Origin of the sequence: Paenibacillus apii, assembly GCF_011043685.1 — a bacterium.
Lineage (GTDB): Bacteria > Bacillota > Bacilli > Paenibacillales > Paenibacillaceae > Paenibacillus_AQ > Paenibacillus_AQ sabinae.
In genome coordinates, this window is the sequence record NZ_JAAKGU010000005.1 from 107,495 (window position 1) to 121,688 (window position 14,194).

The 14,194-nt window shown below is 49.8% G+C and carries 9 protein-coding genes; 2 read left to right on the forward strand and 7 right to left on the reverse strand.

Annotation, left to right across the window (positions count from 1 at the left end):
* Positions 1-159 precede the first annotated feature (159 nt).
* Positions 160-471 carry a hypothetical protein gene (locus G5B47_RS12670; RefSeq protein ID WP_165098516.1) on the forward strand — a complete coding sequence of 104 codons (312 nt, stop codon included), beginning with the start codon at positions 160-162 and terminating at the stop codon, positions 469-471.
* Between the two features lie 42 nt (positions 472-513).
* On the opposite strand, the gene G5B47_RS12675 is transcribed toward G5B47_RS12670, so the two are convergent.
* The 5 genes from G5B47_RS12675 to G5B47_RS12695 form a co-directional block, all read right to left on the reverse strand.
* A complete protein-coding gene (locus tag G5B47_RS12675; RefSeq protein WP_165098518.1) occupies positions 514-963 on the reverse strand; it encodes a type II toxin-antitoxin system HicB family antitoxin in 450 nt (149 codons plus the stop codon).
* Between the two features lie 1,236 nt (positions 964-2,199).
* Complete coding sequence (locus G5B47_RS12680) at positions 2,200-4,398, reverse strand: hypothetical protein (protein ID WP_165098520.1); 2,199 nt, start codon at positions 4,396-4,398, stop codon at positions 2,200-2,202.
* Between the two features lie 13 nt (positions 4,399-4,411).
* Positions 4,412-7,972, reverse strand: coding sequence for a hypothetical protein (locus tag G5B47_RS12685; protein ID WP_165098522.1), 3,561 nt, complete (start codon positions 7,970-7,972; stop codon positions 4,412-4,414).
* Positions 7,973-8,411: 439 nt separating this feature from the next.
* The gene (locus G5B47_RS12690) at positions 8,412-8,687 is read right to left on the reverse strand and encodes a hypothetical protein (RefSeq protein ID WP_165098524.1); all 276 of its coding nucleotides are present in this window, start codon (positions 8,685-8,687) and stop codon (positions 8,412-8,414) included.
* A gap of 100 nt (positions 8,688-8,787) precedes the next feature.
* Positions 8,788-9,507, reverse strand: coding sequence for a hypothetical protein (locus G5B47_RS12695; protein WP_165098526.1), 720 nt, complete (start codon positions 9,505-9,507; stop codon positions 8,788-8,790).
* Between the two features lie 200 nt (positions 9,508-9,707).
* Here G5B47_RS12695 and G5B47_RS12700 point away from each other — a divergent pair, with 200 nt between their 5' ends.
* A complete protein-coding gene (locus tag G5B47_RS12700) occupies positions 9,708-10,223 on the forward strand; it encodes a GNAT family N-acetyltransferase (protein WP_082596080.1) in 516 nt (171 codons plus the stop codon).
* Positions 10,224-10,506: 283 nt separating this feature from the next.
* Here the strand turns inward: G5B47_RS12700 and G5B47_RS12705 are convergent, their stop codons facing one another.
* On the reverse strand, positions 10,507-13,668 hold the full coding sequence (locus tag G5B47_RS12705; RefSeq protein ID WP_165098528.1) for an MMPL family transporter: 3,162 nt from the start codon (positions 13,666-13,668) through the stop codon (positions 10,507-10,509).
* The gene (locus G5B47_RS12710) at positions 13,665-14,117 is read right to left on the reverse strand and encodes a MarR family winged helix-turn-helix transcriptional regulator (protein WP_165098530.1); all 453 of its coding nucleotides are present in this window, start codon (positions 14,115-14,117) and stop codon (positions 13,665-13,667) included. Before G5B47_RS12710 ends, G5B47_RS12705 begins: the two co-directional genes overlap by 4 nt.
* Positions 14,118-14,194: the final 77 nt, after the last annotated feature.

The window sequence follows — 14,194 nt, forward strand, 5'->3', positions numbered from 1 at the left end:
AGGACATCTTTTTAAAAGATGTCCTTCTTTTAAGTAAGCAGCTTTTACCCATTAATAGTATATGTTAGAATCTAGTATCATATACAAATTAATATCACCTTGATGCTGTTTTAAACCATGTAATGATAACTAAGGAGTATGCTTGGAGGGAAGATGCTTATGGATTTCGATCAAGTGAAATTTCTCACAGAATTTAAAAACAGATTAAATGAGGACTTAAAAACGTTATCTACAAGTGAGAGCGAGCATGAAACTAGAATTCAATCCCTTCAAAACCAGCTGCAGAATGCTATTGAATCCGGAACAAATGCTACTGTCGGAACTCTCCCCGTTACTGTATTCTTGGAACAACAGATTAAAATTGCGAAATCCAACCTAACTGCATTTCAGAATACAAGGCGAGAACGAGAACTTGAGATTCAGGAACAAATAAAAATGGTTGATGAATCATTGGAAATATTGTTGAGATAATATATAAAAATAGGCTCCTCTTCATGAGGAGCCTTTCGATTGCTATAGATATAGATTGCTTCCTTCTTGAACCTCCACACTTAAAGTATCAAATAGCGCCCGATTACGCATGACCAGGTTACCGTTTTTCAGCATGTGTTCTGTCTCGGTAAAGAGCAAGGTTTCAGCATGTTCTCTGGCTTGCTCGTAGCTCTTGCCGACCACACCTAGCCGTAATGCCGGCAAATAGGCGATCACGTTTCCAAGCTCAATATCCTCCTCAAATAATACCTGGCAACCCTGAACTATGTCCATGACCGCCTCATCGTTTGGAACTGTCGATCCACTTTTGAGTATCCGTTCAAGCTCTGCAGCTGCAACGTCAGCAGCATTTTCACGCGCTTCCTCAAAGGTGTCACCGATCGCATCGAGTTTTAGAGCCGGGATATACGCGGATACATTCCCTTCTGCCTTATCTTCTTCATACAAAACCGTGAAATTATATTTCATCATGATTATTCCTCCTCGGTAAAGAAAGTGATTACATTCAGTATGTATAACTAACTAATAGTTAAAGAACTTCTATTAGTTTTTGATACAAATTCGTAGCAGTTTTGAATCCGTAAATCCCGGTAATAGATCCAGTCCGTACGTTGCCGACATAGAGACGGTATTTAGCAGTTTTTCGCTCGGTTTTCAGATCATCCAGTCCAGCCAGCCATTCTTTTTGGAACGCTTGGACCTCCCTTTCTGTCAACGGGATAAAATGAGTGCCACAATCATAAACAAACCAAGCGAAATAGGGCGAAGTTTTCATGGATTCGATATCATTGACATAGAAGTCTGCATAAAATTTAGATTGCAAAACCACTCTTTTTAGAATATTTTCCATCTTATAAATTAAGCTTGGGTGAATTTGCTGTTCCGCTTGATTTTTTTAAACATTAAAGCATTCATTCTGGACTCCTCCTTAATAAAAAATAGTAGAAAAAAAATAAAAACCATGGATAGCACAAAAGACACCAATAGTAAGTCGGTGTCTAGCTCTCCATGGCTAAATAAGCCTAAAATATATAAACAGGAAGTGCTCCTGTTAAACTCCAACTCTGTCGGATCAATAACGACAAAGAAAACGAAAGCAACAAATCGTAATACTTTATAAATACCACATTCGCTAAATTTCGTCAATTACATAATGAGTAGAGTGTAAATCAGAATATTACACGAAATTTTAGGACCTTTTCTAAATGAAAAACTATATTTAAGACAAGCGGAGCGTCTAAGAATCTTTCTTTCTATAATATTGCTCAATCAATGAAGGTGAATACCAAATTAAAGTCGCGGCATGATTTGACAATGAATATTCATTTGTAAGTCAGATGCGAAGAACAATGAAATATATTAGTGAAATTATAATAGCTTCATTTTGAAAGATTACTTCAAGTGCTTGTTTGTGCTAACATCTGCATAGTGTTTAAAATAATCTTTGGCAGACTCTTGTCTATCATTATTCTAATTGATTCCAATCAGGTACACGAATTTGATTGGCTCCCTTCACTGCAATTTCAAGCCATTGATAGAAATAATTAAGACACAATTCAGATGACTCGATTTATTACACAGTGAAACATTTCTCTATTAATTTCTTAAAACCCCGCTGACAATAGTCGGCGGGGTTTTCTGGGGTGGTTGACTCCGGGAGCGACATTCTTACAGGAGTCTTTCAATACTTTCCTCTAACAGCTGAATCTACCCTTCGATGCTCACCGCAGTGAAGCCGGAGTTTGAAAAATTCATGCCGCCGGCGTATACGCCGATAATGACCTGATTGTCCGCAGGAGTTATCGACACAGGGGCAGTGTAGACCGCCTTGGTCCGGTCTTCAGGATTAGCCGTAATTGTGCCCCGGCCTGTCGGCAGCACAAACCACAGCGGGTCGGTGCCTGCATTGGCGTCCGCAGTCACACTCACTTGGCCTCCCTTGGAGATGGTGGCGCTGCTTGAGGTTACGCTGACTGCCGTAGTCGGAACAACAGTGATGCTGCTCTGTCCAGTAATCGTTTTGTCAGCACAACTAACCGCCTTAAAGATTACCCGCTCCGCCGCGCCATCCTCCAGGAGAGCAGGAGCCGTATAAATCCATTCCCCTTGCTGAAGCGCAGGACGCAGCGTGCCCACTGGGGAGCTGAGCGTGCAGTCCGCTTTCACCGGATTCCCCGCGGCATCGGCTACACGCAGCATGAAGGTCTGGCCGGGTGTCACCATCAGCGACTCCGGCTCGACCTGCAGCCCGCTCGCTGCAGCCGGCGAAGTAACCACAATCAGCGCCCGTCCCTCCTGCTTCGTGTCTGACCGCAGAACAGCGCTGATTACCACAGGCTGCGCAGCAGCCCCGGTTACTGCCGGAGCCGTGTAGAGACCGGCATCACTGATCGTACCGACACCACCGGCAACGACGGACCAGAGGAAGTCACCCGCCGAATGTCCCGTAGCGCCCAGCTGCACGGAAGTGCCCGGCATAATGGAGGGCGTCACTGCAGGCTCCACGGCAACCGGTCGCTTCGTCCGGCCGGCGGCATACAGATGGCCTGGCAAAGCCGCCTTTTCAACATGCAGTGTATGGCTAGCCGGAAACAACAGGTTCTCAAGCGCGAACACGTTCACACTGGGCAGCTGGATGTCCTCCAGAGCGTTTTGCAGTGAATTCTCCACCGTATTTTTAAGGATGTCCGACACATTCATCTTACCGAAGAACTTCTCCCAAAAATCGGCTTTATACGGTTTGTAAGAAGCTGCGCCTTTGCCGCTAAATGTGATGATATCCGTAACCGTGTCCACACTCGGCGTGGCAGTCAGGGAGTACGATGCGGTGCCCTCGTTACTCTGAGTGTTATCAACCCCAATATGACCGGGATAAGGCCGCGTCCAATACTGCTTCCACTTATATTCCCAATACACTGACAGGTTGGTCCCGTCCGCCCTGACCGTAAGCCCGGACAAGTTCATGTTCACGGGCATCTCGTAGCCGTTAGAGTCAGAGCTCCATGAATCCGTATCCTCGTCTTTCACCATAACGGATAACGTTCCGCTGTGAGCGACCGTAACCCAGTTTCCTGCACTAATCTGCTTACCTGAGAACGAAATCCCCGAGTTGTTGTTCTTAGAGAGAAACGGCGGGAACAACTTGCCGAACAGAACCTCGCTCGATACATACAATCCCGTCGTGTAACCCTCTTCAATCGGATAAGGCTTCAAATCGCCGAGATCCCCTGTACTCCCGTTCGTACGGATGAGAAGGACGACACAGCCGTCATTCTCTCCTGCCTTTTGACAATAGAATACGAAGTCCGTGGGCTGCAGGCAATCCGGCACATTGGATTCCGTTAATCCTCCCAGAGCATAAGTCGTATCATTGGCAGCAAAATAAAACCCGAATGCTTTCCCCAGCTCCATCGCAAGTTCCGATTTCGGATCAATGCCCGCAATCCTTGGCGTGAAGGCTCCGCCTGCCAGATCGATGACGACCGAGCCCAACTGGGAGTTGGGATTCGTTACCGTACCTCTGATTTTGCGCAGATTAATCTCTCCCGTAACCTCTGCCTGATTCCTTGTTACATGAAGTACAGCTTTTACCACGGAGCTGTTGGGATCCATTTTCACCACGACGCCGCGTATCATTTCCATGGAAACAGTGCACTGCTGATTATCAGTATTTCCGGCTGAGAAAGAGATTTGGGGTGGTCCGAGCACCACGTTCACCAGCCAGATATCCTGATCGTCCTGCGCAGCCAGGCTAAAGTGAATATCCGCGCTGTCGGGCCCTTTCTCGAGATATTGGTGGAACAGCAGCTCATTCAGATTGGCTGCATCTATGGCAAGCACCGCATCCCAGCCCTTGAGGGCTGTCTGCGGCTCGGCACTTTCCATCTTCACTTGTCCTGCATTCATACGGCATCCCTCCTTAAGTCGTCAGCGCACGCGGCGCCTCAATCGCATCAACCAGCAGGCAAGCCCCGCCTGCAACATACCCGACAAAATCAATAGCCTCCACGGCTCCAATAAACACCGGCGCAAGGGGTTCCTTCCGGATGGTGTTCATATTGTATACGGCAAAGAGACACGGAAGTGGAAGCAAGATATTCGCCAATATGCGGTACCCGCTGGTAGGATACGCAATACTGTTATAAACGTTTAAGATTAACCTGCCTAACCCATAGAGCGAAAGCCCTATCTGGCCAATATCATACGTATTATTTTTCAGGAAGGTGGCGACGACGCTTGTGGACGATTGGATAACAAAATAGAACACATAGGCTAGGGAAGCTAGCTTTACACCTACGACAGCTGCAATCGTCCAGTCCATAGCGTCCAGGTCCGGCAAACCGTTGCTGAGCCCCCAGCTGATCCCGGACATGACGATCGACAACGAGCTGACCCACCAAGGGCAGTCAGGTCCCTTGGCGTCCCCGTACATGACGGGAATAACCACCAGAATCTGCACCACCGCCGAAGCGATTTTGGCCCCTCTCGGCATATCACTTAGCAGCGGGTGTCCTGCTTCGGCCATCCATTTGGCGCTGCTGCCTGCCTTAGGGAAACGCCCATCCGGGAAAGGCTCGGCGGATGTGCCCTCAATGAGCTTGTAGATCACTGTCGTTGGAAAAGCCACGAGCAGAGACATCATCGCGGCTACCGTCAGCTTGTCATCATCCGGATAGCCCGCAGCATCGGCAATCCAGCTCCACAGCGTATTGATCGGCCCAAGATGCAGCTCGTGCGATAGGAAGGCGGTCATCGCGTCCATGACGATATCTCCAAGTTCAATCAATCCGTCGATGATTGCGTCAGTCAGGTGAAGAACAGCGTCGACCATCTTCTGCACAAAACCGAGGAAGGCAGGTAGCGCCATCTCTCCAATACTGGCAGGGTTCTTGATCACATCGCCCAGGGAATCCTTCAAAATCTCCAGAGCCCCGAGGAAGTCTTTGCCTGAGGCCTCCATATTGCTGACAAAAGCTTCCCAAGGCGACTGAACCTCCTGCGACGGCGCTATGCCTGAGCTTGAAGGAGTATACGAGCTCACCTTATCATGCAGCCAGTTGTGGTGCGTATTATCCGTGAAATCCGCGGCGGTTGCCTTCCCCACGAGCCTGTGCTTGCTATCGGGCGGTTGTCCCACAGGCTGCCAGCCGGCTAATCCGCTGAAGCTTACTCCGGCATATTTTGCCTTCATTTGCTCGAAGGAGCTGTCCACCCGGCTGATCTGCTTCGCAAAAAATCCGTCCGCCGCCTTTTGCCCCAGCTTCAGCACTTGCTTCACATAAGGAGGAATGCTTAATATTCCTTCCTCGAAGGCCTTCTTCGTCCGCCAGATTGCACCGAAATCGAACAATGCCTTCAACCAGTCAATCAGCTTGCCGATGTCAGCGGCAATGGCCTGGAACACCCCCGCAATGAAGTGACCGGCCTGCTCCAGACCATGAATCGCGAGCTGTACATCATGTGCAATTACATCGCCGATCTTCAGCGTCACCGAGGCGATCTTCTTCGCTGCGTCAACGACAAAGTTGGACAGCTTGGCGACGCCGTTCTTGACGGCTTCCCATACATCGCCGGCCCACTTGCCGATGTCTCCCCAAATGCTGCCAAGCCCTTCCGCTTGCAGGGCAGCCTTACGCTGCTGCTGATGGGCTTCAAGCTCTTCCGCCGAGTGGAACAGAATGAAGCTTGGCTCCTCAGGATTAGAGAAGTCTGCCGCGTAGCCGGCAATCGGCTGCTGCTCCTGCGAAGCTTGCGAGACGCCCTGTACAACCGATCCGGTCTGTCCGGCCGAGAGCGCAGTCTGCCTAATTGCACCCGCAGCAGTTTTCGCCAGGTTTCCATTCCCCTGCACCCCCGGAGCGAGCGGCTGACCGCCAATACTCGCCTGCGCGAGTGCAGTGCCGTCGGCGTCAAAGACAGGCAGCTCACCATGCGGGTTGGTCGGATGAAGCGTGCCCTTACCCGCGAAATAGTCATGCAGATGGGCGGCCGGCTGCAACCGCAGAGGTGCTGTAAGCCCATCTGCTGTAAGGTGCAGTTCGGGAGCCGCCAGGCCAGAAGTGGCCAATGTGGCAATGGTCAGCTTGCCTGCGGCATCTGTACTCAGCGCAGCTGCCTTGGTGCTGGTTACCTGATGAACGGCGCCCCCACACCAAAGCTCGGCAGAGGAACTTCCTTCCGCAGGCTGCAGCGAGACTGGATGGTTGGATACACCCACACCGTTTGCGTCTCTTAGCGTCAGCTCTGTGCGGAAACGGACAACTTCATAGGACTTCTCACCCGCCTGATGGACGGTGCCGGAATTCCACATGCCGGTGACCGCATCCTGGCTATGCAGGCGCAGCGAATAGTCCGCGGCATCCAGCGCAAACAGCGCCGGAGCATCCGCTGGTGTAAAGTCTGAAGCCAGCGCGGCAACTCCTGTATCGAGCGGTAGGCAGGGAGACCAGTTGGGGTAACCATTATCATCCCATGGATTGTCGATATCCTGATGAACCGCCCACAGCGTCTGCTTATCGTCCACGCCATAGAGGTGAACCGTTCCGTCGGTACTGCTGATATGGCCTGCGGCCACCGTGATGGTACTTCCTTCAATTTGTTGTGAGATCGGACCAGAGGCCGCTGAGTTGGTAGACCAGATGTGAAGTTTGTTTGAGGTATCAATGAAGAGATAAGAGAGGGTATTCTGTGCTCCGTTCCAGAAACCTAAGCAGATATCGGACAGTGTCCCTTGAAAGCCGTCCGCAAGCCCCTTGGAGCTGTATTCCTTCTCGCCGAGCTCTCCGATATAGAGAGCGGGCTTTCCGTTCTCGTTTACAGCCAGAGTCCAGGTTGCGGTATCCGTGAAGGTGAGGCAATACTTTCCTGACAATAGGGCGCCGTCCAAGACACAAACGTTGCCGGTGAAAGGCCCCCCTAAAACTTGCTGTACAGCCGTAAAGAGATCTCCTTGATCCGTACTGCCGTAGACAACAAGTGCGCCTGAAGGAGTGTAGCAGGATTTTAACCCGTGCAGCTTAAGCGTAGTAATCTGCTGCGGCTGCGACCATGCGGCTCCGTCAGCGGCGCTTAATCCGATGGCATGCAGCCCCGTTTCGTCCTGAAAAATACCATGTACCTCCGAAGCGGTTGTTCCCGCATAAGCTGTGCCTGCTGTAACGGCGTTTACAATTCTGTCCTTAAATAGCGTTTCGAGCCTCCATCCGGCATCTGTCGAGTAATCACGCTTCACATGGCACAGTCTGGCTGCTGCCCCCCCTGCTCCCTCCAGGTTGGCGATTACAAGGGCCTCCGTCTGTTCATTCCCTGCTCTTCCTCCGCTTGTTTTATTCCGGAATACGGCCACCGCACTGCCGCTGGTCGTACTGTCCACCGGAATTTTGTCCGTCATGACCAGATCCTGACTGAGCACGCTTAACCAGGTAGCTTGATACGGTGTTGGCGGGGAATACGCCGAAGCTTTTGCAGTCGTAGTACTCAATCACAAAACCTCCTAAATTTTAAATAATAGAACAAATCTAGACTAACATTTTATTCCAAAAATGACATGGTAATTAAGACCCAGACAATTCACAATGTTTTTTTGTTTTGCTTTCACTTATATCCATTGGTGATTCGTCTTTCATAAACAGTACCAGCTCCTTAACAGGCGGCATCCGCCTTAGCGTTATCCCCATCCAGTATGCTGTAAATTCAAAAAAACCGTGCGAAACAAAGCCGCAGCCATAAACAATATAGAGGGCCGGACAGGATGCAAACAGCCGCGATCCATCAGGCCATGACCAGCATGCACAACGATGGTCAGCTTGCCAAATGGAAGATGACTGACACGGGCGGACAGGAAGGAGCCACATTCTAAATGTACTAATTTGGCAGCGACATCAAGATGAGTCTTACATCTGTCACCAAGTCCCCATGTCTCAATGGCAAACTCCAGTTCCTCTTATGCTTTTTTCCATAAAGCTTTTCATTCTACATAATAAAGCATCGTTATCAGAATTCTTTTTGAAGTTTTCTTTAAAGTGCTGTACTTCTAGTACAAAACTTTGGTTAAGTTGATTATTAAAGTCTGACATATGGCCAAATTGAAATACTAACCCAGAGGCATAATTATAATGTAATCTAGTAATAATATCCTTGTTTTTCTCCCATTTATCATTCAGCTGATCAATAGCTGATCTCTTTGGTAGCTTCATTAAATGACCTCTTTAATTCAATATCAATAGCTTTCCTACCTTGTTGATAAACTGATGTGAACATTCGTAATAATGGTTTACTTTAAGCTGTTGTTTTCTATTAAACTTTTTGACCGTAGCTATGTTTCCATATAATACGCGCCGTGTCTGGCCGGCCCTTCCAAAAAGCCAGATCGACTATACTGCCATCCTCTAGGTTCAAATGTTTAACATCTTCCATCTTAAATTGAAATTGATACATTTCCCCCTCGGGCAGAGAGAAAAGCTGTTTTTCGCCTCCAACAATCTGCGTATTGATCAGATACCTGTTCCCTTCCGGATCCAAATTCGCAATACAATACTGAGCGACAATCCGCTCAGGGTTAATTTCCCCCACTTTACCAATTATGTCGTATTCCTTGCGCCCATCTTCCTTGATACGACGAACTCTTAATTTATCATTGTGGTCAAGATTCATATGCCGGATAATGGATTCGTTCAGATAATCGACTTGATTACCGTTTTGATCTACCACAATGCCCCCTGAGAGTTTGATTCTTTTGAAGATGAGAGACTCTTTAACCACGGGAAGAGCCTTTTTAGCTTCCGCGATAGGCAAATTTTCGTCTTCGGAGACATTGTCGTTATGTTCTTTCATAGCTGCTGTATCGGCCTGTTCAGTCATGTTCTTCTCATCGAGATGTTCAGACCAGTTCCAATCATACTCTTCATATTTTTTACTAGAAACTTCAGCAGCTGAGGCATCTTCCTCTTTCTCCGAATACAAATCCAGGTCGTTAATGACTACTCCACCGGTATTCGAAAAGGGCATTAAAGCCATTGCTGTCTTCTCGAAGGCTGTTACGGTGTCAGAAGAAAATAAAGTGTTAGACTGAAAAATAAAGTATTAGACTAGGAAAATAAAGTTGTAGACTTAGAAAATAAAGTATTAGACTGGCAACTGGTGCCCGTTGGTTAAGCTAACGGGCAGGATAAGGAATTTTTGAAAGGTTATTGATATAATAGAAAGGTGGGAGATTTTTGATAGAAACAAAACGTCTTATAATTAGAGAAATGGTGCAGTCCGATTATGATGCATTGTGCGGAATATTGTGTGATGAGGAAGTAATGCGTGCTGCTTATGAAAGTGCATTCAACTTAGAAGAAGCACAAAATTGGCTTAACAGACATCTTAAAAGATATGAAGAATATGGTTTTGGACTTTGGGCTGTTGTATTAAAAGAAACAAACGAAATGATTGGTCAATGTGGCTTGACAATGCAAGGCTGGAGAGAAAAAGAAATTTTGGAAATAGGATTTTTGTTTCAAAAAGCGTATTGGCACAAAGGTTACGCAACAGAAGCGGCAATTGCTTGCAAGGAATACGCTTTCTCAGTTCTTAATGCAAATAGGGTTTATTCTATTATTAGGGACACAAATATAGCCTCTCAAAAAGTTGCTGTTCGAAACGGTATGAATATTATTGATAAAGATACTAAGAATTTTAGGAATATAGATATGGAATTTTTTCTGTATTCTGTAGAGCGAACAAAATGAGCAGGTGAAATTGAAAAAGGTTTCCATGATGAACCCATATACTGTTTGAAATTGAGCTAACGGAGAACGATAGTTGAATTTAAGCAGCGGTAGTCCAAGACTTTTTTCTCGTCCATGACTGCTGCTGTTTCATTTGTTGGGGGGGCAGTCAAATACTTTATTTTCCTTAATATGAGCACACTCCCGCAATGAAAAAGCCAGCCCGAAGGCTGGCCGATTTCCGCCGCTTTGCGTGGCGCAAAATAATGCCATTAAGATTATTTAAACTTGCGCCAATCCCAGTTTACATCTGGATATTGCGGTCCGCTGCTTCCTCCGGCTCTTTCATTTTGAACGGCCACCAGTTCGCTCTGCCGAATGTTTTTACCATAACTGGAATGAAGAAAGGCAGAAACAGCAAGGCGTACAGAACAAGTCCCGAGAGCACCACGGTCGCAATCTGCATCATGGACAGTACGCCCGACGGATACATTGCCGCAAACGTGCCTCCAAGGATAATGACCGCCGATAAAATGACGGTGCCCATATTGCGCATCGCGTGCAGGATGGCTTCTTTGACATCCCAGCCTGAATTCTCGTTGAAGCGGGCCATCAGGAAGATACTGTAATCAACGCCCAGCGCAATCAGCATGACGAAGCTGAAGAACGGAGTCGTCCAGGTGATGCCGGAATAGCCCAGCAGGTTAACAAAGACCGCTTCCGTTATGCCCATCGCCGTGAAATAGGTCAGGACAAGCGACAGAATAAGGTAAACTGGCATAATGACCGACCGGAGCAAAAAGACCAGGATGACGAAAATTCCGCCCAGCATCAGCATAACCGTCCGCGAGTAATCCGCATTTGAAATGGACTGCAGGTCGCTGTAGGTGCTTGTTACCCCGCTCATTGCCACTTCCGCATTTTCCAGCTTCGTGCCCTTAACCGCCCGTTCTACCGCCGCCTGAATATCGCCCGCCTTATCGATCGCCCCGGTGCTGTACGGGTTATCGGCAAAGACGACATCAATCGTCATCACCTTGCGGTCATCCGACAAGTAATTGTCGAAGACGGTCTGGATGTCGTCCGATTCCAGCGCTTCCGCTGGAATGAAGAAACCGCTCAGCTCGCTGTCTCCGGCGGCCTGAATCTGGCTCAGATAATCCTGCGCCGAGCCGAGACCGCCGGTAATCTGCTTCAGCCCTTCCGCGCTGTCGCTGAGACCCTTCGTCAGCTGGCCGATTTGCCCGTTCAGTTCACTGAAGCCGTCAGCAAGCTGCTGCTGTCCGCCCTGCAGCCGGTCCAGTCCGTCCGTAATGGATGGAATCTTGCCGACGATTTGCCCTTGTCCGCCGGCAGCCTGATTGAGTCCGGACTGGAGCTGAGCAATCCCGGCTGCCAGCTTTTGCAGCCCCTGCGCCAGCGCATCCTGTCCGGCAGCCGCCTTGGCATAGCCTGCGTTGGCTTCGTCCAGTCCCGCGGCAGCACCTTTAAGCTGCCCGGAGACTTGACCGAGTCCGGCGGCAAGCTTGGCGGTTCCTTCCCCGGTCTGGGTGACCGTTCCCTTGATGGTCTGGTAATTCGCATCCTGCAGAAGCTCGGGATGGCTCCCCTCCAGACCGGTAAAGCTCGGTCCCAGACCGGTGAGCGCCGCCGCCGCGCCGGACAGCTGCTGCTGAATTTGGCTGATTCCGCCATCCAGCGCCGTCAGCCCGCCACCCAGCTGCTGATACCCGGCCAGCAGCTTCCGATGAGCATCGGCCAGTTGCTGCGCGCTCGCCGCAGCCTGCTGGAGACCGCTCTTTAACTCGCCAGCTCCGACAGAACCGCTCTCGATGCCTTTCTGGATGCGGGTCAGACCGTCGCCGAGTGCGGCGACACCCGATTTCAAGGCAGCCGTGCCATCGACGAGCTGTTCCGCTCCGGAAGCGGCTTCTGTCAGCTTCGGCTCATTCTGCTTGAGCCGGTTGCTTGCATCCGACAAGCCGCTCCGGATTTGCTCCAGGCCCTCATTGCTCTTGTCCAGGCCTTCCGACAGCGACGCAACCTGCGTCGGAATCAGAAAGTCGTCAATCTGCTCGCCGGCCGGACGGGTCATGCTGCGAACCGTCTTCACGCCGTCGACCTGTTCAACCTCGCGGCTGATTTTTTCAGCAAGTCCCATATACTCCGCGTTGTCCATCCGGTCATCGTTCTTGATCACCAGCTTGCCTGGCATCGATTCTCCCGGACCGAAGCTGTCTGCGATAATGTTGAAGCCTTTTACCGATGGATAGCGGCCGCCGATCTCTTCCAGGCTGTTAAACGAAAGCTTGCCGCTGTAAGTAAGGAGGAACGGGAGCACGACGGCTGCTACAATCAGCATCGCCGCCCAAGGTCTTTTTAAAGAAAAGGAGCCCGCCGCTCCCCAAATCCGGCTCTCGCTGTGCTCCAGACTGCCCCGCGACGGCCAGAACAGCTTTTTGCCCAGCACCGCCATAAAGAAAGGGACGACAGTAACCAGCGCAAGCAGCATCACCGCAATTCCTACGGCGACCGCCACGGCCGAACGGTACAGAATGAACTTGGACAGCCCGATGACGACGAAGCCGACAAATACGGCCAGTCCGGAGAAGAACACTGTTCCGCCCGCCTTGCGGTACGTCTCGATAATGGCCGTGCGGGTATCTTCCGTAGCGCCCAGCTCTTCTTTAAACCGGCTGATCAGCAGAATGCAATAATCCGTCCCGATCCCGAACATGACGGCCACCATGAAGATCTGCGTGAAGGTGGAGAGCGGAAAATCGAACCGGTCTACAAGAAACGCCACAATCGACTGCGACACAATATAGCTGAGCCCCACGGTCAGCAGCGGCACGAACGGAGCCACAACCGAACGGAACACTACGAGCAGAATCACCAGAATAAACACGACCGTGATGTATTCCGATTTTTTCAGACCCGCTTCTGAGCTTAGGATCGTATCCTCGTTAATCAGCCCTTCACTCGTCAGATAATGATCGGCGTCCACATCCTTCAGCAGGGGTGCCACCTTATCCGGCAGCGCTTTGACTTCTTCATCCCCGCCTTTGACCGACAAAGCGACCAGGATGGTCTTGCCGTCCTTGGCAATCAGGGTATCCTTTAACGCCTCCTGCGAAAAAGGGTCCGTAATGCCGCTCAGCCCTAGCTGCTCCTTATTGCTTGCGAGCTTTTCCACTCCTTGACGGATGCTCTCCGTCTCTTTCTCGCCAAGACCTTCCGGCCTGTTGAACACCAGTGCGACCTGATGAAGTGTTTCTCTGCCCTTGGCGTCGGACGCTTCTCTCAAAATCTCCGATGCTCTGGAAGAAGTATAGCCCTCCGGAACGGAGATTTGACCCTTCTCCCGGACCAGATCGGAGAATGACGGAGCGGTCATGACCAGAACCACCGCCGCAGCCAGCCAAACCGCGATTATTGCCCATCTTGCTTTCAAAATGCCTCTCATTCGTTTCTTCCTCCCGGTTCCTGCATTAATTCCGCCAAGCTCTCGAACATGGTGATAAACTGCTCAACCTTGTCCTTATCGAAGTTAGTCAAATAGGGCGAGATGACCTCCAGCACTTTTTCTTCCGCTGTTTTGTATATGCCGTGTCCGTCCTCGGTAATCGTCAGATAAACGAGCCGCCGGTCGTTCTCGTCCCGGGTTCGCTCGATAATGCCCGCCTCAACGAGTCGGTTGATCATTGCGGTTATGGAACTTTTGCCCACGCATAAAGCTTCCGACAGATAAGTCGAGGTGCAGCAAGGCTGCCCGTCGATCAGCCTTAGAATCTGGAACTGCTCACTTGTTAGGCCCTCTTCAATGCTTTCCCTGATCCGGGCGTTGACCCGCCGGGTTACCGTATGATAGGCGTCAATGTAGCGGTAGATCCACTGTTTGATCTCATCATTCAAAATAATCGCCTCCTCCCGTAAATAGTTCACTAGTAGAACTGTTTTATTGTAAAACTATATTTCGATCTGTTTGAAAA